Origin of the sequence: Paramesorhizobium deserti (genome assembly GCF_001558695.1) — a bacterium.
GTDB lineage: Bacteria > Pseudomonadota > Alphaproteobacteria > Rhizobiales > Rhizobiaceae > Paramesorhizobium > Paramesorhizobium deserti.
The window spans coordinates 239,993-260,814 of sequence record NZ_LNTU01000001.1; the positions used below are offsets into that span (position 1 = coordinate 239,993).

Consider the following 20,822-nt stretch of genomic DNA (forward strand, 5'->3'; position numbering starts at 1 on the left):
TTCCAACACAGGTTTGCTGCGGCTGATTGCTGCGTGTCCGACCTTCGCCACATTCGCTCTTTAGCCGTGCGGGGCCCTCCTAATTGTCGAGTCTCCCTGGACCCATGCGTTTTTTCTCCCGTTTTGCCGCCACAGCCCTTTGCGCCCTCATCGCCCTGCAATCCGCTTCCGCCACGCAATCGGCCGGTGGCAAGGTGCCACCGCAATATGTGCTGATCTCCTTCGACGGGGCTCATGCCAACGATCTGTGGCAGCGCAGCCGCGCGCTCGGTCAGAAGACCGGGGCGCGCTTCACCTATTTCCTCTCCTGCGTCTTCCTGATGAAGCGGGCCGACCGCGCCAGCTACAAGCCGCCGCGCATGGCGGCCGGCCGCTCCAATGTCGGCTTCGCCTTCACCAAAGAGGAGATCGCCGAGCGGCTCGACAATATCTGGAATGCTCATCTCGAGGGCCATGAGATCGCAAGCCATGGCTGCGGCCATTTCGACGGCAAGGACTGGACCACCGCGGAGTGGGAGCAGGAGTTGAAGGAATTTCGCCGCATCGCCGCCGAGGGCTATGCGGCGAACGGCATTGCCGGCGAGCCGAAGGGCTGGCGCGACCTGGCGGAACACGGCATCACCGGGTTTCGCGCGCCCTATCTGGCGACGGGGAAGCCGGTGCAGAATGCACTGAAGGCCGAAGGGTTCCGCTATCAGGCAAGCGGCGTCACGCGGGGGCCGCAAGTGCCGCTGCGCTCCAGCGATCTCGCGAGCTTCGGCCTGCCGCTGATCCCCGAAGGTCCGTCGCAGCGGCCTGTGATCGCGATGGACTATAATCTTTATATCAGGCATTCGGCCGGTTTCGAGAAGCCGTCACAGTCGCAGGCCTTTGAGGAGCGCGCCTATGATGCGTTCAAGACGGCATTCGACCAGCAATATGCGGGTGAGCGCGTGCCCCTGCAACTCGGCTTCCACTTCGTGGAGATGAATGCCGGAGCCTATTGGCGAGCGCTGGAGCGCTTCGCCGGCGATGTCTGCACCAAGCCGGACGTGCAGTGCGTTACCTATAGCGACTATCTGGCGAAGACCGCACCTGAGGAACGCCACGCCGAGCAATGATCTGCCCGGCGTGGCGGCAATTGGCTCCCATCAGGCTTCGGCGCCCTGCGTTTCGAGATACCGTTTGTCGAGTTCCGGCAGCGGTTCGTCACGGATGACCGACTCGAAGGCCCGCAGGCGCTTATAGATGGACATGAGTTCAACGATCGTTGACCATGAATTGACCAGATATTGGAACGAGACCCTGACTTGCTCGAACACATTCATGATCTGAGTCATGAGGCCCAATGTCAGCTTACCGGCGACAATTGAGGGTACCAGCACGAGTGTTGGGAAAATGTTGTCCGCCTGCAGGTAGAAAATACGGGCGACATTGAAATACATGTAATGGAAATACAGGCGGAAATAATTGCGCCGCACGTTGTGGAAAAGTTCCGCCACCGTAATCGGCTCTGCCCGCTCCGGATCATCCTCACCGTAGACCAGCTCCTTGCGATAGGCCGCCTCGACGCGCTGGTTCCTGAACTCGAGCCCCGGCAGCTTGATCCCGACCAGCGCCAGGAAACCCGTACCGAAAGCCGACCAGAAAATGGCCGCAACCACCAGGGCATGCGGCACCTCACCAATGAGAGGAAGCTCCGTCACCTGATGGGAGAACGTGAACAGGACGGGCAGAAAGGCGATCAACGTCATGAGCGAACTGACCAGCTTGACGCCGAGGCTTTCCACCGTCGTGGAAAACCGCATCGTGTCTTCCTGGACACGCTGAGAGGCACCCTCGATATGGCGCAGCCTGCTCCAATTGGCCATGTAATATTCGTTCATGGCGGTGCGCCAGCGGAAGATATAATGGCTGGTGAAAAACAGGCTGAGAACGCCAACCGTCACGGCCAGGAACAGAATGCCGGCGACGCCCAGCATGCCCGTATAGAGCTGTGCGGCGGTGACCGGCGCGGTCCTTGCCAGCGCCTGCTGGATGAGATCGTAAAACGGTCCGTACCACGCATTGATCGCCACACTGACCTGCACCTGGAAATAGGTGACAAACAGGATCAGCGCAGAGCCGAGAATGGACCAGAGTTGCCATCGATGTGGAGAGAAAACGGACCAGAAGGCATAGAAAATGAGGACCACGGCCGTGAAATAGACATAGAACCACAGGAAGGGCGTGGACCAGAAGACCGACACGCCGATGATCGGCGCGGCGCCGGGCAAGGCTGGCGGCAGGCCCACGACCGCGCCGAGCTGCTCCCCACCGAAGAACCAGCCGAAGATGGCGATGAGGCTCCAGACGACAGCCGAAATGAAGAACAGCTTCGGCTTTGGAAAGAAGGAAACGAACACGGCAGCATATTCCCTGATCAATTAGGTCCCGCTTAATTGCAGGTGCCTTCGTGCCAGCAATATGGAAAATGCCGCTAACAGGAAATTAAATTACCGTAATATTCTGCCGAATGAGGCATTTATCTCGCATCATGGAAGATAATGCCGAGGGTGTGCCGCATGCCGGAGCGCACGCGGCTGACGCCATGGCGCAGATTAACCCGGTAATTGCCCTTGCTGCCCTGGACCGGCCGATTGTGGACAGCAAAGGCCACGGCATCGCCCTGCCTCAACGGCACCACCTCGGCCCGGCTCTGCATGCGCGGGCGCTGCTCGGTCAAAACGAATTCGCCGCCGGTGAAATCCCTGCCCGGCTCTGAAAGCAGGATCGCCACCTGCAGCGGAAAGGCCAGATCGCCATAGAGGTCCTGATGCAGGCAGTTGAAATCGCCAGCCACATATTGCAGCAGCAACGGCGTCGGACGGACCTGCCCCGCATCATGACAGGCCTTCAGGAAATCGGCATGGCGCGGGGGATAGCGGGTATCCATCCCCATCCGCTCGTTCCATCGATTGGCGACCGGCGCGAGGCGCGGATAGAGCGCGGTGCGAAGCCCGGCGATCAGATCCGGCAGCGGATAGCGGAAATAACGATATTCCCCCCTGCCGAAGCCATGCCGCGCCATATGGATATGGCTGCGGAAATGCTCCTCATGCGGATAAAGCGCGGCGAGCTCACGGCACTCCTCCGGCGTCACAAGCTTCTCCAGAACCGCGCAGCCATAATCATCGAAGTTCGAGGCGAGCGCCGTCCAGTCATAGCCGCCGATACGCTTCTCCGCAGCCTCAATAGCGGAAGCGCTTTCGCGGGGGCGGGAAACAGCAGAATTCATCTTGTTCGTCCTTCAGTTGCTTTGCCGCTTTCGCTATTCTATCCGCTTGCGGCAGGCACTCCGGTGCTTGCTTTCAAATCTCCTGCGAGTTCAAAATTCACCCTCATGCCATCATCTTAAACGCACGGGAGCATTGCCATGACGAGAACCGACCTCTCAGAGGTCTACCGCGCCTACATTGCCTGTCTCAATGGCCAGGATTGGACGCGGCTGGGACAGTTCGTCGATAATGAAGTCTCCCACAACGGCCGGCGGTTCGGGCTATCGGGATACCGCGCGATGCTGGAGAAGGACTTCGAGGCAATTCCGGATCTTCATTTCAACGTTCAATTGCTGGTTTCCGATCCGCCCTATATCGCAAGCAGGCTGGAATTCGATTGCACGCCGAAGGGGACATTCCTCGGCCTACCCGTTAATGGGAAGAAGGTCTCCTTTTGCGAAAACGTCTTCTACGAATTCCGGGGAGAGAAGATCGCGCAGGTCTGGTCGGTCATCGACAAGGCGGCGATCGAAGCCCAGCTCTAGGTCTCGCAACCTCAATCGCCGATCGGCTGCGGGCCGGTCTGCCCATGCACCACGGCAAGCGAGGCGCGGATGCGGCGGAGCTTTTCGAGCGCGGTCGCCGAGTTCTGCCGGGCGACCGATGCCGCCAGCGTGTCCATGACGACGAGATGGACGAGGCGGGAGGCGGTGGGCTTATAGATATCCGGGTCCTCGGGGATATCGAGGGTCAGCGCAATGTCGCAAGCCTCGGCAAGAGGGGTTGCCGGACGGGTCAGGGCGATGACGGTCGCGCCATACTGGCGGGCGATCTTGGCGCTTTCCACCAGTTCCTGCGGGTTGCCGCTGGAGGAGACGCAGAAGAGCACATCGCCCGACGACAGGGTCGCCGCCTGCATGCGCTGCTGCTGGCCATCATGAACGGCCTGTGAAGGAATGCCCAGCCGGAAGAAGCGGTTGGCCGCATCGAAGGCGACCGTCGCCGAGCCGCCGCCGACCCCGCAGAAGACGATGCGGCGGGCGCCGGCCATGGCTTCGACCGCGCGCGCCATGGTCTCATCATCCAGTTGTGCCCGCACCGCATTGGCCGTGGCGTAGAAAACGCCGAGGATCTGATCAATGCCGCTTCTCAAGCCTTCCATATCTGGACTGCTTGCGGCGAGATATTGCAGGCTGACGGCGACATTCTGGGCAAGGCGCATCTTGAAATCGCGGAAACCGGAGCAGCCGAGCGTGCGGCAAAAGCGGATGACGGTCGGCTCGCTGACATTGCAGAGCGCCGCGATCTCCGAGACGGTACGCTGCGTCGCGGTTTCGAGATTTTCCAGGACATAGGACGCCACCCGCTGCTCGCGCGCGTTGAACGAGCCGTCGAGCTGGCGCAATCGCGAGATGAGGTCGAAAGCCGCAAGTTTCGACATGCCGTTTCCTTTCGCCTCGTTTCCTCCGGTGGACAGGTTTATCCGGCCGCGAGTCGCCCTATCGGCCTATCTCCTTGTTTTCACGCATGATCCTTTCCCGGGAGCCTGTCAATGTCTGAGGGATCATGCGCTTTCCCAAGGCGATAAAATGTAGCCAGACTACATATTTTGCACATAAAAGGCAAAATATGTGAAATTTAACTAGACAAGAGCGGCAATTCCAAACAAGAATGTAGCTTAACTACAAGCGGGCAATACCGCAAAGGGGAATGAATGAGTGATCTGGCATCAAGGCTCAGTGCCGCATTGAATGCCGCCGTCGAGCGGCTCGTCGCGCTTCTCATGCTGCTTCTCGTCGTCGACGTATGGATCGGCGTCGTCGACCGCTATCTCCTGCACCTGCAACTGCCCTGGCCCGAGGTTCTCGCCAGATATTTGATGATCTGGGCGGCGCTGCTGGCCATCTCGTGCGGGATTGCCCGGCGGGAGCATATCGGCCTCTCCATCCTGCTCGACCGCATTCCGGAAAGTCTGCGCCGCATATCGCTGATGGCGATGGATATCGTTGCGCTGGCGCTGTTCCTCTATGTCTTCTGGTTCGGCATCGGCTTCGCGCTCGATGGTGCCAAGCGGCAGGCACTGATCTTCGGCCTGTCACTCGGGCCGGCTTATGCGGCGATTCCCGTTTCCGCGGCGCTGGCCGCGATCCAGCTTCTCCTCGTTCTCATGCGCGACCTTGGAGGCCAGAGGCTGGTGGACCAGACGGAGGAAGCGATCTGATGCTGGTGCTTCTCATCTTCGTCGCCCTCATCCTGCTCGGCATGCCGATCGGCTTCGCCATCGGCGCTGCCGGCGTCGCCGGTCTCGTCGATATGGGCGGGGAACGCTTTCTCGCCATTGGCCCGAGCAAGATCTTCAACGGGCTCGATATCTTCCCGTTTCTCGCCATGCCGTTCTTCATCCTGGCCGGTGAGATCATGAACCATATCGGCATCACGGCGCGGTTGGTGCAGCTCGCCAATGTGCTGGTCGGCCGGTTTCGCGGCGGGCTCGCCCATACCAACATGCTGGCTTCGGTATTCTTCGCCGGGCTGACGGGTGCTGCCACGGCGGATGCCGCCGCCTTCGGCAAGACGCTGGTGCCCGCCATGGTCAGCCAGGGCTACCGTCGTGATTACGCCTGCGCGGTGACGGCCGCCGGCTCGATCATCGGCCCGACGATTCCGCCCTCGGGGCTGATGGTGGTCTACGGATCGCTGATGGGCGTCTCGATCGGCGGCCTGTTCGCGGCCGGCATCTTGCCGGGCCTGTTGATCTGCCTGGTCTGCATGGCGGTGATCGCGCTCGGCGCCAAGCGAAACAATCTGCCGCTCGCCGCCTCCGGCGCAGGCGCGGGTGAAATCTGGAAAACCTTCAAGAGCTCCATCACCGCCCTGCTGATGCCCTTCATCATCCTGGGCGGCATTCTCGGCGGTGTGGTCACGCCGACGGAAGCGGCTTCCATCGCGGTCGCCTATACGCTGTTCCTCGGCGTCTTCGTCTATCGTTCGCTGAGTGTGGCGGATTTCTTCGGCATGCTGGTGCGCACGGCGCGGATCACCGGAATTATCTTCGTCATCATCGCCTTCGCGTCGCTCCTCGGCTGGTGGCTGAGCTTCAACCGCATCCCGCAGGAGATCGCCGGCCTCGTTATTGAATATGCGAAAAGCCCGGCGATGATCCTGCTTTTGATCATCTGCGTGCTGCTCGCCATCGGCATGATCATGGATATCACGGCAATCCTGATCATCCTCGCGCCGGTGCTGGTGCCGTTGACACAGGAGATCGGCATGCAGCCGATCCATGCCGGCATCATTTTCATCCTGGCGCTCAACATCTCGCTGATGACGCCGCCGGTCGGCGCCTGCCTGTTCGTGCTCTCCTCGGTGACGGGGGAAAAGCTCGAGCGAATCGCCGCCAAACTCTGGCCCTTCCTCATCGCCGAGATCGCCGTGCTCTTCGTCTTCGCCTTCTGGGAACGACTGGCGCTCGCGGTGCCGAGGGCGCTCGGCTTCATCTGACCATGCCTGAAACCCAAAAAAGAGAGGAACATAAAATGAAAACGAAATCAGCCGTTCTTACCGCTGTGATGGCGCTGGCGCTCGCCGCCTCGCCCGCGCTTGCCGAAACCAAGGTTCTGAAATTCGGGCACGACAACAAGGCCGACCCGTTCGAGAACCCGGCCCATGCCTGCACGGCCGTGTTCGCCAATATCGTCGAAGCCGATACCAATGGCGGCATCAAGGTGGAGGTCTATCCGTCCAACCAGCTCGGCACCGCGGCCGAACATGTCCAGATGGTGCGTGACGACGTGATCCAGGCGACGCTGACCTCCACCGGGGCTATCGCCTCCTATTATCCGCGTATCGATGTGCTCAACCTCCCCTTCGCCTTCGACAACAATGCGGCGACCTATGAAGTGTTCGACGGGCCGTTCGGCGCAGCACTTGCCGGGGATATCGAAACAACGCTCGGCGATGTGGTGGTGCTCGGCTTTCCCGACACGGGCGGTTTCTTCGAAATTACCAATTCCAAGCGCGAGATCGCCAAGGTGGAGGATTTCTCCGGCATCCGCGTGCGCACCATGACGCTGCCCTCACATCAGAAGATCGTCCAGGCGCTCGGCGCGGAAGCCTATCCGCTTGCCTGGGGCGAGGTCTACTCAGGCCTGCAGACCGGCGTGATCGACGGCCAGATGAATCCGGTACCGATCATCTCCTTCTCGAAATTCTCCGAAGTGCAGAAATATCTCACGCTCACCAACCATCTTTTCTCGCCTTATACGCTGATGATCTCCAAAACATTCTGGGATGGTCTGAGCGATAGCGAAAAACAGACGCTGCGCTATGCAGCGCAGTCCTGCGTCGCGGCGAGCCGCGGCCTGTCGCGGATCATTGAGGCTTCCGACCAGGGACTTGCTGGCCTGAAGGACAAGATGACGATCACCGCGCTTTCACCCGAGGAGCGCGAGAAGATGAAACAGGCGACGCAGCCGGTCTTCGAGGCGCTGGTGAAGGAAAGCGGAGACGCCAAGCAACTCGAACTGCTCGACCAGTTCAAGGCGGAGGTATCGAAAGCCAACGGCTCCTCCTACCTCCAATAAGTACAATCACGAGAATATCCGGCCGTCTCCGACGGCCGGACGCCATCATCAACGCTGGAAAGAACTGATATGCGCGTTTTCTGCGCCTCCATTGCCACCGAAACCAACACTTTCGCCCCGCTACGCACCGATTTCATCGAATTCCAGCAGAGTTTCTACGCCCCTCCGGGCGCGCATCCAGAAACGCCGACGCTTTGCAGCGCGGTCTTTCCGGCCCTGCGCAAGCGGGCACGGCGCGGCGAGATCGAACTGATCGAGGGCACCGCCACCTGGGCGGAACCCGGCGGGCTGGTGAATGCGAAAACCTGGGCGCGGCTTCGCGACGAGGTTCTGGATCAACTGCGCGCCGCCCTGCCCGTCGACGCCGTGGTGCTCGGCCTGCATGGCGCCATGATGGCGGATGGAACAGATGATTGCGAAGGCGAATTGCTGGAGGCGGCGCGCCGGATCGCCGGCCCTGACGCCGTCATTGGCGCTTCCTTCGATCCGCACAGCCATCTGACGGCAAAGCGCGTCGCCAATCTCGACGTGCTGACCGTATTCAAGGAATTTCCGCATACGGATTTCGTCGAGGCGGGCGAGGCCTGCGCCGATCTCGTGCTTCGCACGGCGCGCGGCGAAATCAGGCCGGCGATGTCTGTCTTCGACATCCGCATGATGGACGTGCTGCCAACCAGCCGCCAACCGATGCGCGGCTTCGTCGACCGGATCAGGGCCATGGAGGGCGAGGACGGCATATTGTCGATCTCGCTCGTCCATGGCTTCATGGCGGCCGATGTCGCCGATCTCGGCGCCAAGATCGTCGTCATCACTGACGATCGCAAGGCGGAAGGCGAGCGGCTGGCGCGGGAACTGGGCATGGAGGTCTTCTCCTTCCGCGGCCGCGCCCGTCCCGAGTTTCTGGCTCCGCGAGAAGCGCTCGCCCGTGCAGCCGCCCATGAGCGGGGACCGGTGGTAATCGCCGATGTCTGGGACAATCCGGGCGGCGGCGTGCCCGGCGATTCCACGATTATGACCCGCCTGGCGCTGGATATGGGTCTGGAAGGAGTTGCTGTCGGGCCGCTATGGGACCCGATGGCCGTCCGTCTCTGCCATGCCGCCGGCAAGGGCGCGCACTTGCAACTGCGCTTCGGCGGCAAGACCTCGGCCGTGGCGGGCGACCCGATCGATGCTGAAGTGGAAATCCTGGAAACGGTGCGGGATGCGGTCCAGAGCTTCGGCGACAGCATCGTTCCGCTGGGCGATGCGGCAGCGATCCGCGTCGGCGGCGTGGACGTCGTCCTGAACTCGAACAGGGCGCAAGGCTTCTCGCCTGATCTCTTTTCCAACCTCGGTATCGACCCGCTTTCCAAGAAGATACTGATCGTCAAATCGACCAACCATTTCTACGGCGCCTTCGCGCCGATCGCCTCGCAGGTGCTCTATGCCGAAGTCAAAGGGCCCTATCCGAGCGACCCGCGCACCAACGGCTATACGAAGCTGACGCGGCCGATCTGGCCGGTCGTGGAAAACCCGCATGCGGAGGAGAAAGTTTGAATCAGTCAAGCGGGCGGATCATCCCCTCCCCCTTGACGCGAACGGTGGGCGCATCGTCAAGCCGGGGTTCGGACTGGCTTGAGGAAATCGGCGGGCCTTCCGGCTGATCCAGCGGATGCGGGACGTGTGGGCCGCCCTCCGGCCGCATCCCGGCTTCGCCCGTTACCTCCAGCACCTCGCGCATCAGCGCCTTGGCCCTGTCGACCAGGATATCGGTCCTTTCCGCCAGATTGACGGACTCAAAATCAGTGCGGAACGGAGCAGGCAGAGTGACGGTCACGCGAGCTCCGCTCTCCGCCTGGAACTGGACGGTGCGGCCATCGAGCGCCTTCTCTGCCATTGCGCGTCCTCCTTGAACGGCTACCGCGGTTGCGCCGGTGTAACGTCTCGCCGGGCAAAGCGTTCCCTAGCCTGGAACAAGAAACGCCGAGCCGGAAGCGGTTGCTGTTTTGATGGGACCGGGTTGCTCTAGATTGCGATGGCCCTAATGGCCCCCGCTGGTGGAGCGGCGATGTTCAGGCATGGATCCTCGGGTCGAGCCCGAGGATGACGAACTGGAGAGGTTCGCGCCTGTTTCCAACGTTGGCGATTGACAGAAATATTCCGGCAATCGTCATCCTCGGGCTCGGGCTTGACCCAAGGACCCATTCCGGAACGTGCAAACGAAAAACCGCTTCGCAGTTTCGGTATCATGTTCAAAGGCACTTCGAGCAATGGCAACATCAATGTTCCCATCTTGAAATGCACGCAGAGCCAATGCCGGAGAACGCGCGCGCGAAATCAGAGCGGGCGCGGATTCATGCGGTGGATCGCCTCGATCTCTTCCAGAAGTTCCGCCGAAAGCCTGATTTCGGCCGCGCCGATATCCGCCTTCAACTGCTCCATCGTCGTCGCACCGATGATGACGGAGGTGAGGAAAGGACGCGTCAGGCTGAAAGCGATGCCGAGCTCGGCCGGTGTGATCCCGTGCCTGCGGGCGAGATCGACATAGATCCTCACCACAGGCTCGGAATGTTTATTCCTGCGCCAGAAGCCTCCACCCATGACATCGCCGCGCGAACCCGCCGGTGTCTCGCCGCTGAGATATTTGCCGGACAACAGGCCTGCGGCCAATGTCGAATAGGCGAGCAGCCCGACATGTTCATGATGGCTCACCTCCGCCATGTCGAGATCGAAATGGCGCTGCAGCAGGCCATATTCGTTCTGGATCGAGGCGACGCGCGGCAGGCCCTTTTCCTCGGAAAGGCGTAGCCATTGCATCGTGCCCCATGCCGTTTCGTTCGACAGGCCGATATGGCGGATCTTGCCCTCCTTCACCAATACGTCGAGGCTTTCGAGCACTTCAGCAATATGGGCAATGACTTCCCTGGTGTCGGTGCCGGTCGGATCGTAGGCCCAGGAACTGCCGAAATGATAATGCGGACGCGCCGGCCAGTGGATCTGGTAGAGATCGATATAATCGGTCTGCAAGCGCTTCAAGCTGCCCTCGACGGCCGTGCGCACGGAGCTTTTGCTTGGCGCGCTTCCATCGCGGATCCATGCCTGCCTGCCGCCACCGGCAATCTTGGTGGCAAGCACCAGCCTGTCGCGCTTGCCAGACTTCTTCAGCCAGTTGCCGATATAGGTTTCGGTCTTGCCGTAGCTCTCCGCGCTGATCGGCACGGCATAGGCTTCCGCGGTATCGATGAAATTGACTCCGGCATCAGTGGCGTAATCGAGCTGCGCATGCGCCTCGGCTTCGGTGTTCTGCACGCCCCAGGTCATGGTTCCCAGGCAGATTTCGGTGACGTCGATGCCGGTACGGCCAAGCGGTTTCAGTTTCACGAGTGCATTCCAGTCTTACAGTTCAAGAAGATCGAAAGCGGAAGCTTCCACGGGAGGATTCAACGGGGCGCACTTTAACGCCCCTCGCAGAAGATGCGAGCCGTTCACGGAAATTTTTCGTGTTCTCTCTTTACCGATCGGCGAAAGCGAGCTTCGCGCCGAGCGCGACAAAGGCGGCTGCGAAGGTGCGGCGCATCCAGGCGAGCACCAGCGGGCGCGAGATGACGTGGTTGCGCACAAGCGCCGCGAACACGCCATAGCCGACGAAGACGACGAATGTCAGCGCCATGAAGACGAGGCTGAGTTCCAGCATCTGCGAGAACGGGTGCGGCTCGTCGGCGCGCACGAATTGCGGCAGAAAGGCGAAGAAGAAGATGGAGAGCTTCGGGTTAAGCACATTGACGAGGATGGCATTGACGATGACTTTCGCCGCCGAGCGGGGCGCCATTTCCTCATCCACCCTCAGGGTTCCGTGCTCCTGGAGCGTCTTCCAAGCCATATAGAGGAGATAGGCGACACCCAGATATTTCAGCGTCTGGAAGGCGACCGCGCTGGTGTGCAGGAGCGCCGCCAGACCGGTGATCGCCGCCGCCATATGCGGAACGATGCCGAGTGTGCAGCCGAAGGCGGCGACAATGCTCGCCCGCGCGCCGCGCGAGAGACCGGCGGCAAGCGTGTAGAGCACGCCCGTCCCCGGCGATATGACGATGATCAGCGACGTCAGCAGAAATTCGATGCTCATGCGGCTCTCCCCTCGCGCGGAAGGATATGCAAGCGGGTGGAGGGGCGCAAGGTGGGTGAAATGCAAAGGATCGATGCCGCCATATCTCCCCCGCAAAGGGGGAGATGAAGCGGCATCCGCACGTGCGCTAGCCTGCTGCTGCCCCTTAAGCGCCGAAACGCGCCGCCGAATAAGCCGCGGGGTCCACGAAAGGCTTCTCGCCGGTCATCAGTTCGGCCAGGAGCCGGCCGGAGGCGGGGCCGAGGGTGAGGCCATGATGCGCGTGGCCGAAATTGAACCAGAGGCCGTCATGCCGGGGTGCGGCGCCGATGACGGGGCGCATGTCGGGCAGGCAGGGGCGCAGGCCGAGCCAAGGCTTCTCGTCGAGCCTCTTGCCGAGCGGCAGGATCTGCCGCGCGAAACGCTCCGCCCTGTCGAGCTGGATGGTGTTTGCGGGCGCCGCCGGCGCAGCGAACTCGATGCCGGTCGTGAGCCTTATGCCGCGCGCCATCGGCGAAAGCACATAGCCTGCCTCGGCATCGACCATCGAATGGCCGAGCTCGGTCCCCTCCTCCATCGCGTAATGCATGTGGTGGCCGCGCTTGATGGCAAGCGGTATGCGATAGCCGAGCCTTTGGAAGACGAGGGAGGATTGCGGCCCGAGCGCCACGACCACATCCTTCGCCGAAACCGGGCCGTCCGCCGTTTCCACCGTCCAGTCGTTCCCATCCTGTCTGAGCGAAGCGGCGTTGCCCCTGGCGAACTTGCCCTGTCTGGCTTCGAACAGGCCGGCATAGGCCTTCACCAGAGCAGCCGGGTCGGTGACCGTCTTCGGGTCGAGCCAGTGGATGCCGCCCTCGACGGCATCGCTGAGATTTGGCTCCAAAACGCGGAACTTTCCCTTATCCAACACCTCGAAACGAAGGCCGTAGGGCTCAATTTCGTTCAATTCGGCCACAGCCTTCTCGAACGCGGGTTGCGATCGATATGTCTCGATCCAGCCGCGTTCGCGGATCAGATCGGCGCAGCCCGCCTGCTCAACGAGAAAATCATGCTCCGTAACGCTCGCCTCGACCAGCGGCAGCATCGCCTTTGCCGCGATCGCCAGACGCTCTGGAGAGGATTCCCGCCAATAGCGAAAAAGCCAGGGCGCGATCTTCGGGAGATGGAGCGGATCGTAGCGCATGGCGGGCGAGCGGTTCAGCGCATATTTCGCCACTTTCGATATCTCACGCGGGAAGGAATAGGGGATGACGCTCGAGCGCTCTATCAGCCCGGCATTGCCGAAGCTCGTGCCCTCGCCGGGCTCGCCCCTGTCGACGAGGCAGACCGAACGCCCCCGCGCCTGCAAGTGCAGCGCCGTGGAAACGCCGACAATGCCGGCACCAAGAATGATCGTGTCGAAACGCATGAAAGCCGTGCCCGCCTCTGATAACAAATGCGCCGCAGGAGATGCGGCGCATTTGTTATAGCCTGAATCGGCGCGGCTCCAATCGCTATTATGCGACCAGCCTGCCGGCCGCCTCGGCCTGCGCATAGGCTGCGCCGAAGCGGTTTGCCAGGAAGGCATCTAGCGCGATTTCCTCCTGCCGGATGAAGCCCTTCTGCGGCAGGTCGCCCTTGGCCAGCATGTCGAGCACCGCACAGATGGCGGAGGCCGTCGTGATCTGGATAGCGCTGCGGGTCACACCTCCATCCCGGCGGCTGTAGACCTTGTTGGCGTAGGTCTCCTGCAGGAGACGACCTTGTCTGCGGCCGCTGACGGTGACGAAGATGACGACCACATCCTGCAGCGTGGCCGGCAGCGCGTTCTCCAGAATGTCCTTCAGCACCTCGCGGCGATGGCGCAGCCCGAGATCGTTCAAGAGCGCCTTCATGATCGCGGCATGGCCGGGATAGCGAATGGTGCGATAGTTGAGCGTGCGCACCTTGCCGAGCAACGTCTCGCACAGCGTGCCGAGCCCGCCCGAGGTGTTGAACGCCTCATAGGTGACGCCGTCGAGCGAGAATTCCTCGCGCTCCTCCAGCGGCGGCACTTCGATGAGTTCGCCTTCGACAATAGCTTCGCACGGCTCACAATATTCGTTGATGACGCCGTCGGTGCTCCAGGTCAGATTGTAGTTGAGAGCATTGGAAGGGTATTGCGGCAGCGCGCCAACCCGCATGCGCACGCTTTCCAGCGTATCGAAGCGTTTGGCGAGATCGTTGGCGACGATGGAGATGAAGCCCGGCGCCAGGCCACATTGCGGGATGAAGGCGGTCGAGGCGGTTGCTGCCAGCTCCTTTACCCGGCGGGTGCTCGCCACATCCTCGGTCAAATCGAGATAATGCACGCCGGCTGCGGCCGCGGCTTCCGCGATGCGCGTTGTCAAGTGAAAGGGTGCGGCGCTCAGCACGGCAAATTTACCGGAGAGAACCGCCTTCAGCGCGCTTTCATCCTCGATATCGACACGCTGCTTCCCGACAGCATCGCCAGCCCCGTTATTTTCCCGCAAGCCCGGACGGAAAACCGCTTCGCACTTTTCCTGGACTTGCTCCAACGCATCAAGCTGCGCCTGCGAGCGGTCAATGACGGTAACGGAATAATCTCCCGTATTGCCCAAGAGATCGGCAATGGTTGCCCCGATCTTTCCTGCTCCGACGACGACGATCTCTTTCATGGTGTGCCCCTTCTCGAATAATCACACCAGATTCGCCGATTTTCTCGTCGGATAGTAGCCTCTGTTGTGACGATATAGCTCTATCAATCCTTCAAAATGACGAATATATTCGGCATTATGACGACTGATGCAGATCACCAGCTTCTGGCGCTGTTGCGCGAGAACGCACGCGCTTCCACCGCCGAGCTCGCCCGCCGACTGGGCGTGTCGCGCACAACCGTGCAAAGCCGCATCGAGAGGCTGGAGCGGCGCGGCATCATCGAAGGCTATACGGTGCGGCTTGCGCCGGAACACGAGCGCAATCTGGTCAAGGCACATGTGTTGGTGACGGCGCTGCCCAAACTGGCGCCCAGGGTGGAGACTGCGCTACGCGGCATGATGGCAGTCAGGACGCTTCATTCAGTCAGCGGCAATTTCGACATGATCGTCATCGTCGAGGCGCCGTCGATCCGAGAGCTCGACGTGGTGCTGGACGCGATCGGCGCGCTCGAAGGTGTTGAGCGCACCATGTCATCGATCATATTGTCGACGCGGATAGAGAGGTAGGGCGCGTAAATTCCAATCAGCCTTGCCTAAGGAAGTCGCGTTCTATATGATGCGTGATGTTTGATGATTGATGCGAGACTGTAGGATATGCGCACAACGTTGACGATAGATGATGATGTCCTGACGGCCGCTAAAGCCATGGCGAACCAGCAGAACAAAAGCCTCGGGGAGATAATTTCCGCTCTGGCCCGTCAATCGTTGCGCCGTCCGCCCGCGCGCGGCACGCGCAACGGCATACCGCTCTTGTCGCCGCGGCCTGACGCGCCGCCCGTCACGCTTGAAACGGTCAACACGTTGCGCGACGAACTGCCGTGACCTTCCTGCTCGATGTCAATGTTCTGATTGCGCTGATCGACCCCGGCCATGTCGCACATGACGACGCACATGCGTGGTTCGGAACGGTCGGCCATATTTCCTGGGCGACCTGCCCTATGACCGAGAACGGCGTTATCCGGATCGTAGGAAACCCAAAATACCCCAACACGCCGGGCGCGCCCGGCGAAGTCGCCGCTATTGTCGCGAAACTGCGCAAATTTTCAGGCCATGTGTTCTGGGCCGATGATCTGAGCCTCGTCGGCTCAGCAGATATCGATCCGCACCGCATTCTGACCACGGCCCAAGTGACGGATACCTACCTACTAGCATTGGCGTCGGCTCATGGCGGTCAACTCGCAACCTTCGATCGCAAGCTGTCGCCGGCCGCAGTGAAGCACGGCAAAGCGGCGCTACACCTGATCGGTAGCAACGAGCACGGCCAGGGCTGAGTCTTCCGTTGCGGACGGCATAGCACCAAAGCCACATATACTCAGTTTCGAATTTTGGCCGGTTCTGCCTCGATCACGGTCTTGCCATTCTTCTTGGAAACAGCAGCCTTGTCCATTTTTATCGTCGTATCTCCGACCGTAATGACAGCATGACCGGCGGCATGAAGCACGTTCTTGCTATCAACCTTGATGGTGTCGGCTTCCACCTGCAACTTGCCCAAATCACTGTTCGCGGCGAGAGCCGTGCTGCTCAAGGCGGTCAATGACATTGCGGCTATGATCAATCTATGCATAAAAATCTCCTCTAACTAAACCCCAGGTTTAGTAAGGATCTTTTTTGTCAAATCTGTGATAGCCCGAGAGGTGCTTGAGCGAGATTTTTCGCTTGGCTGAGTCGAATTAGATCCTGAAATCGCAGCATATTCATCGATAAAATCAGAAATGTACCGGGCGAATTCTGGATATTCCGCCCGGTTTTTTTGGCGACAAACGAGAATTTAATTCAGCCCCAGCGTGCCGCGCAGGGTCGAGAGATCCTCGGCGAGCACGGTGACCGGACCGGCGAGCGCCTTGCGATCGTCGGCGGTCAGCTTGTCATAGGTTTCGAAGCCGTCGGCCGTCTTGTACTTGGCGAGAATGCCGTCGACCGTGGCGAAGTTCGCCTCCACCTTCTTGATCAGGTCAGGATTTTCCTTCTCAACCAGCGGCTTGACCAGTTCGACGATCTTCTGCGCGCCGTCGACATTGGCCTGGAAATCCCAGAGGTCGGTGTGGCTGTAGCGGTCCTCCTCGCCGGAGATCTTGCTGGCGGCAACTTCCTCCAGAAGAGCCGCCGCACCACCCACCACCTTTTCCGGCGGAACGGTCAGATCCTTGACGCGCTTCTGCAACTCCACGACATCGGCATAAAGCTTGTCGGCGATGGGGGCCAGACCTTCGGTCGTATTCTCAGCGAACAGGCCGTATTCGAGGCGGTGGAAGCCGGTGAAATCCTCTGATTTCTCGCCTTGCTCGTGGTCGTCGGCGCGCGAGTCGATCGAGGCGTCGAGATCGGCGAAGAGTTCGGCGATCGGCTCGACCTTTTCATAGGGCACACGCGAGGGCGCGTAGAGCGCCTTGGCCCTTTCGAGATCGCCCGCCTTGATGGCGTCCGTGAAAGCCTTGGTGTCCTTGACCAGAAGATTGAGGTTCTCCTGGACATAAAGCTTGTAATCGGCGATCGGCTGGACGAGATCGAGCGGCGAAACCTCAGCGCGGGCCGGACCGAAAGCGGTTACGAGCACCAGCGCGCAGGTCGAAGCTAGAAGGCGAATTTTCATATGACATCCTCTCCAATAATAATCTGACTTAACCCCGTGCGTTCTGCGGCCCGCTCGCTTCCAGAAGTGTGCGGCCGAGAAAATCCTTCTCATCCCTGACGCCGGGCAGCGCGAAGAAGAAGCCACCGCCGATCGGCTTGATATATTCCTCCAGCGGCTCGCCATCGAGCCGCTTCTGGACGGTGATGAAGCCCTTTTCGAGGTCCGCCTGGAAGGCGATGAAGAGGAGGCCCATCTCCAGCTGGCCTGATTTGCTGATGCCGTTGGAATAGTTGAACGGGCGGCGCAGGATGAGATGCTGCGCCGCGCTGGCATCACGCGGATTGGCGAGGCGGATATGGGAATCGAGCGGCGTGACCTTGCCCTCGGAATCGGCGGTATAATCAGGCACGTCGGCCTCCGTCCTGCCGCCGAAGGGCGCGCCACTATTCTTCCTGCGGCCGATAATCGCTTCCTGCTCCTGCAGCGGCGTGCGGTCCCAGCGCTCGACGAAATTGCGGATGATGCGCACCACCTGATAGGAGCCATGCGCCGCCCAATCCGGCTCGTCGCTCTCCGGCTGCACCCAGACGACGCGGTTCATCAGGGCATCGTCCGAGGCATCCGGATTGGCCGAGCCGTCGCGAAAGCCGAGAAAATTGCGCGCACTCTCCTTGGCCTTGGCCGGAGGCTGGACAGGCACCGACCCCTCCTGCTTCCAGCGCAGCATGAGCTGACCGGGGGTGTTCTTCACGATATCGCGCAGCGCGTGGATGTTGGTATCCGGCGTGTTGGAGCAGAACTGGATGAGGAGATCGCCATGGCAGAGCTCCTTTTCCAACGCATCGTTGGGAAAGCCTTCCATGCGGGTGAGGTGTTGCGGCTTCATTGGCTTGAGGCCGAAGCGATCGTCGAACACGGAAGCGCCGAGCGCCGCCGTGACGGTCAGATTGTCGGGAAAGATGTCGGGCCCGAGAATGCCGGAGTCAGCCGGCGGGAATTTCGGATCGAGCTCCGGCGCGGAGCCACCCTGCATGAGAAAGGCGATGCGCTCTGTCAGCGTGCGCAGAAGCTGCTCCAGTTCGGCTCGATCACGCGACAGAATGTCGAATGAAGCGACCATGCCGGCCGCCGGGCGCGGTGTGACGATGCCCGGCTGGTGGATGCCGTAGAAGGGCTGGCGCTCCTGCGTCCGGTCGCTTTCGGGCGCATTGGTCACGCTGTCGTTGGACAGCGCCACGGCATTATGCGGCACCATACCGCCGGCTGCGGCGATCGCGCCAGCACCGGCGCCGAGGAGAAGCTTGCGCCTGGCGGGAGAGGCCGGCGCGTTCGGATCATGCGTTTTTCTGTCGTTTGACATCAGCTTAGTCCCAGACTGTCGCGCAATTTGTCGAGGTCGGCGGCAAGCGTGGCTGCCTGTTTCTTCAGGGCAGCCTTGTCGGCATCGCCGAGCTTGTCATAGGAGACGAAGCCATCCCCTTCCCTGTGGGCGTCCATGGTCTCGCCGATCGCCACGAAATCCTTGTCGATGGCTGTCATCAGATCGCCATTGACCTTCACCGCTACCGGGCGCACGAGATCGACGATCTTGCGCACGCCCACAAGTTCGGCGAAGAAGGAATCGAGATCGGTATGGGCGTAGCGGTCCTCATCCTGGCCCGGCGCAGCGGTGGCGAAGCGGTTGATCAGCGTAGCGCCGCCGCCGATCATCTTTTCCGGCGGAATGCGCATATCGTGGATACGGCCCTGCAACGTCGCGACATCGGTGACGAGCTTGTCGGCGACCGGCGCCAACCCCTCAGTGCTGTTTTGCGCGAACAGCCCATATTCGATGCGGTGCAGGCCGCCGAAGGCCGGGTCGGCCTCGCGTTTCTCAAAATAGTCAGCGCGAGCGTCGATCGCGGTATCGAGATCGGAGAAGACCTCCGATACCGGCGCGATGCGTGCGTAAGCAGCGCGGGCGGGTTCATAAAGCCGCTTCGCCTCGTCGAGATTACCCGATTTGACGGCGGCGGCGAGATCGCCCGTGGCCTGCACGAGATCGTTCGTTCCGGCGGCGAGGTAGAGTTTGTATTCGGCGAGCGCGCCGATGAAGGCGGTCAATTGCGGGCGGGAGGCATCCGCCGAAGCAATGGCCGAAGGCGTGACGATGAGCTTGCCGCGCGGATTGCTCAGGAGGCCGCAGGTGATCGCATATTCACCCGGCTCGAGCCGGGCATTCAGCGTCTGGCTGAAACCCGGCGCGATGTTCTCGCGCTCCTCGACCACCATGACGCCATCGAGGATCTCCCATTCGACCGCCCGGTCGGATTTGTTGACGATCTCGAATGTGGCGCGGCCGGCGGGCACCGTCAGCTCGTTCGGATCGCAGGTCTTGCCGGTGATGGTGACGACGGTCGCATTGCCGCCAGCCGTCCGGCGCGCCTCGCTTGCCCGCTGCGAGGCATAATAGAACGCGACGCCCGCGCCGATGAGCAGCAGCACCGCCAGCGCCAGAGCGATGCGGATGACGAGACGGGGCATGGGATCGATGATCTTATCTCGAGACATTCCTGGCCAGAACCTTTCCTATGACCCCTGCCCTGCGCTTGCCGTCTTCGGCTGGCCCGCCGGTGAGGGCGACAGGAAGAGGATCAGCGCGGGAATGATGAACGCCACATAGGCCAGCAACTCGCTGATCGTCGGCGTGTCGATATAGCCGAACATGCCCGAGAGCAGCGAACCGAGCGGGCTGTCGAGGGGCAGCACGCCGCTCATGTCGAAGACGACGGTCTGCAGGTGGTTCCAGAGACCCGCTTCATGCAGCGCCTTGACGGAATTGGCGAGGATGCCGGCGGCGATAAGCAAGATAAAGACGCCGGTCCAGCGGAAGAAGCGGCGCAGATTGAGCTTCAACCCGCCTATATAGATGCCGTAGCCGATGGCGATGGCGGCAAGCACGCCGAGAAGCGCACCTAGCGGCGCGGCCACACCGTCGCTCTGCTGGAAGGCCGCCAGCAGAAAGAAGACCGACTCCAGCCCTTCACGCGCCACGGCAAAGAAGACCATGACGATCAGGCCCAGCCCCTTGTTGGTGGAGGTCTCGAAGGCGGCATCGATGGAATGGTGCAGCTCGGCCTTGATGGAGCGAGCCGCCTTGCGCATCCAGAAAACCATAGAGGTCAGGACGCACACGGCGATGAGGCCGATCACCGCTTCGAAAAGCTCCTGCGCCTTCTGCGGGAACTCCGCGCTCATGAATTGCAGCGCCGCGCCGACGGCAAGCGACAGGGCAAGCGCCAGCAGAATGCCGATCCAGACCACCGGCATCCAGGCGCCGCGTCCGGTCTGCCGGAGATAGCTTGCGATGATGCCGACGATCAGGGCGGCTTCGACGCCCTCGCGCAGCATGATGAGAAAAGGTACGAGCATATCGATCTGTTCCGACGGCCGCGCGGGCCAAGACCCGGGACCCTCGGTCTTACCTCGCTTCAACCGGGCTGATGCATCCTGCCCTCTAGAGGGGACGAACCCTTCGCGTTTCGGTCACCTTTAGCGGGCGCTGATTGCCGCTGCAAGAAAATTTCATATGATCCGGCTAAAATTTATAATATTCTAGAACTTCTCTAAAGTAGTGGTAAGCAATTGAATCATTTCAATACAGTAGATCAT

The 20,822-nt window shown here is 61.0% G+C and carries 22 protein-coding genes; 9 read left to right on the forward strand and 13 right to left on the reverse strand.

The window, feature by feature from the left end:
- Window positions 1-104: 104 nt before the first annotated feature.
- Window positions 105-1,100: a polysaccharide deacetylase family protein gene (locus tag ATN84_RS01125; RefSeq protein ID WP_068879701.1), complete on the forward strand. Its 996-nt coding sequence runs from the start codon at window positions 105-107 to the stop codon at window positions 1,098-1,100.
- A 30-nt stretch (window positions 1,101-1,130) separates the two neighbouring features.
- On the opposite strand, the gene bacA is transcribed toward ATN84_RS01125, so the two are convergent.
- Both bacA and ATN84_RS01135 read right to left on the reverse strand, forming a co-directional pair.
- On the reverse strand, window positions 1,131-2,384 hold the full coding sequence (bacA, locus tag ATN84_RS01130) for a bacteroid development protein BacA (RefSeq protein ID WP_068879702.1): 1,254 nt from the start codon (window positions 2,382-2,384) through the stop codon (window positions 1,131-1,133).
- Window positions 2,385-2,503: 119 nt separating this feature from the next.
- Window positions 2,504-3,256 (reverse strand): 2OG-Fe(II) oxygenase, encoded by a 753-nt coding sequence (locus tag ATN84_RS01135; RefSeq protein WP_068879703.1) that lies wholly within the window; start codon window positions 3,254-3,256, stop codon window positions 2,504-2,506.
- 138 nt (window positions 3,257-3,394) lie between these two features.
- Between ATN84_RS01135 and ATN84_RS01140 the strand changes: the two genes are divergently transcribed.
- A complete protein-coding gene (locus ATN84_RS01140; protein ID WP_068879704.1) occupies window positions 3,395-3,781 on the forward strand; it encodes an ester cyclase in 387 nt (128 codons plus the stop codon).
- Between the two features lie 11 nt (window positions 3,782-3,792).
- Here ATN84_RS01140 and ATN84_RS01145 read toward each other — a convergent pair whose 3' ends face one another.
- A complete protein-coding gene (locus ATN84_RS01145) occupies window positions 3,793-4,677 on the reverse strand; it encodes a MurR/RpiR family transcriptional regulator (protein WP_068879705.1) in 885 nt (294 codons plus the stop codon).
- Window positions 4,678-4,950: 273 nt separating this feature from the next.
- On the opposite strand from ATN84_RS01145, the gene ATN84_RS01150 reads away from it, so the two are divergent.
- From ATN84_RS01150 to ATN84_RS01165, 4 genes are all read left to right on the forward strand, one after another.
- Complete coding sequence (locus ATN84_RS01150) at window positions 4,951-5,457, forward strand: TRAP transporter small permease (protein ID WP_068879706.1); 507 nt, start codon at window positions 4,951-4,953, stop codon at window positions 5,455-5,457.
- Window positions 5,457-6,737: a TRAP transporter large permease gene (locus ATN84_RS01155; RefSeq protein ID WP_068879707.1), complete on the forward strand. Its 1,281-nt coding sequence runs from the start codon at window positions 5,457-5,459 to the stop codon at window positions 6,735-6,737. Before ATN84_RS01150 ends, ATN84_RS01155 begins: the two co-directional genes overlap by 1 nt.
- Window positions 6,738-6,772: 35 nt before the next feature.
- Window positions 6,773-7,819 (forward strand): TRAP transporter substrate-binding protein, encoded by a 1,047-nt coding sequence (locus ATN84_RS01160; protein WP_068879708.1) that lies wholly within the window; start codon window positions 6,773-6,775, stop codon window positions 7,817-7,819.
- A gap of 69 nt (window positions 7,820-7,888) precedes the next feature.
- Window positions 7,889-9,355, forward strand: a complete 1,467-nt coding sequence (locus ATN84_RS01165) for a M81 family metallopeptidase (protein WP_068879709.1) — start codon at window positions 7,889-7,891, stop codon at window positions 9,353-9,355.
- A 1-nt stretch (window position 9,356) separates the two neighbouring features.
- On the opposite strand, the gene ATN84_RS01170 is transcribed toward ATN84_RS01165, so the two are convergent.
- The 5 genes from ATN84_RS01170 to ATN84_RS01190 all read right to left on the reverse strand — a co-directional run bounded on the left by ATN84_RS01170 (window position 9,357) and on the right by ATN84_RS01190 (window position 14,560).
- Entirely contained in the window at window positions 9,357-9,695 is a 339-nt protein-coding gene (locus ATN84_RS01170) for a hypothetical protein (protein ID WP_068879710.1), read from the reverse strand.
- 440 nt (window positions 9,696-10,135) lie between these two features.
- A complete protein-coding gene (locus ATN84_RS01175; RefSeq protein ID WP_068879711.1) occupies window positions 10,136-11,179 on the reverse strand; it encodes an aldo/keto reductase in 1,044 nt (347 codons plus the stop codon).
- 130 nt (window positions 11,180-11,309) lie between these two features.
- Window positions 11,310-11,921, reverse strand: coding sequence for a LysE family translocator (locus tag ATN84_RS01180; protein ID WP_068879712.1), 612 nt, complete (start codon window positions 11,919-11,921; stop codon window positions 11,310-11,312).
- Between the two features lie 145 nt (window positions 11,922-12,066).
- Complete coding sequence (locus tag ATN84_RS01185) at window positions 12,067-13,311, reverse strand: NAD(P)/FAD-dependent oxidoreductase (protein WP_068880808.1); 1,245 nt, start codon at window positions 13,309-13,311, stop codon at window positions 12,067-12,069.
- 88 nt (window positions 13,312-13,399) lie between these two features.
- Complete coding sequence (locus ATN84_RS01190; protein ID WP_068879713.1) at window positions 13,400-14,560, reverse strand: saccharopine dehydrogenase family protein; 1,161 nt, start codon at window positions 14,558-14,560, stop codon at window positions 13,400-13,402.
- A 117-nt stretch (window positions 14,561-14,677) separates the two neighbouring features.
- Between ATN84_RS01190 and ATN84_RS01195 the strand changes: the two genes are divergently transcribed.
- The 3 genes from ATN84_RS01195 to ATN84_RS01205 all read left to right on the forward strand — a co-directional run bounded on the left by ATN84_RS01195 (window position 14,678) and on the right by ATN84_RS01205 (window position 15,870).
- Window positions 14,678-15,106: an Lrp/AsnC family transcriptional regulator gene (locus tag ATN84_RS01195; RefSeq protein ID WP_068880809.1), complete on the forward strand. Its 429-nt coding sequence runs from the start codon at window positions 14,678-14,680 to the stop codon at window positions 15,104-15,106.
- Window positions 15,107-15,193: 87 nt separating this feature from the next.
- A complete protein-coding gene (locus ATN84_RS01200) occupies window positions 15,194-15,421 on the forward strand; it encodes a DUF6364 family protein (protein ID WP_068879714.1) in 228 nt (75 codons plus the stop codon).
- Window positions 15,418-15,870: a TA system VapC family ribonuclease toxin gene (locus ATN84_RS01205; protein ID WP_068879715.1), complete on the forward strand. Its 453-nt coding sequence runs from the start codon at window positions 15,418-15,420 to the stop codon at window positions 15,868-15,870. The genes ATN84_RS01200 and ATN84_RS01205 overlap by 4 nt, the downstream gene beginning before the upstream one ends.
- A gap of 41 nt (window positions 15,871-15,911) precedes the next feature.
- On the opposite strand, the gene ATN84_RS01210 is transcribed toward ATN84_RS01205, so the two are convergent.
- The 5 genes from ATN84_RS01210 to efeU all read right to left on the reverse strand — a co-directional run bounded on the left by ATN84_RS01210 (window position 15,912) and on the right by efeU (window position 20,582).
- Window positions 15,912-16,163 carry a hypothetical protein gene (locus tag ATN84_RS01210; RefSeq protein ID WP_153020056.1) on the reverse strand — a complete coding sequence of 84 codons (252 nt, stop codon included), beginning with the start codon at window positions 16,161-16,163 and terminating at the stop codon, window positions 15,912-15,914.
- A gap of 204 nt (window positions 16,164-16,367) precedes the next feature.
- On the reverse strand, window positions 16,368-17,189 hold the full coding sequence (gene efeO, locus ATN84_RS01215) for an iron uptake system protein EfeO (protein ID WP_068879717.1): 822 nt from the start codon (window positions 17,187-17,189) through the stop codon (window positions 16,368-16,370).
- Between the two features lie 28 nt (window positions 17,190-17,217).
- The gene (gene efeB, locus ATN84_RS01220; protein ID WP_068879718.1) at window positions 17,218-18,531 is read right to left on the reverse strand and encodes an iron uptake transporter deferrochelatase/peroxidase subunit; all 1,314 of its coding nucleotides are present in this window, start codon (window positions 18,529-18,531) and stop codon (window positions 17,218-17,220) included.
- Window positions 18,531-19,721 carry an iron uptake system protein EfeO gene (gene efeO / locus ATN84_RS01225; RefSeq protein ID WP_068879719.1) on the reverse strand — a complete coding sequence of 397 codons (1,191 nt, stop codon included), beginning with the start codon at window positions 19,719-19,721 and terminating at the stop codon, window positions 18,531-18,533. The genes efeB and efeO (ATN84_RS01225) overlap by 1 nt, the downstream gene beginning before the upstream one ends.
- A gap of 18 nt (window positions 19,722-19,739) precedes the next feature.
- Window positions 19,740-20,582: an iron uptake transporter permease EfeU gene (gene efeU, locus ATN84_RS01230; protein ID WP_068879720.1), complete on the reverse strand. Its 843-nt coding sequence runs from the start codon at window positions 20,580-20,582 to the stop codon at window positions 19,740-19,742.
- Window positions 20,583-20,822: the final 240 nt, after the last annotated feature.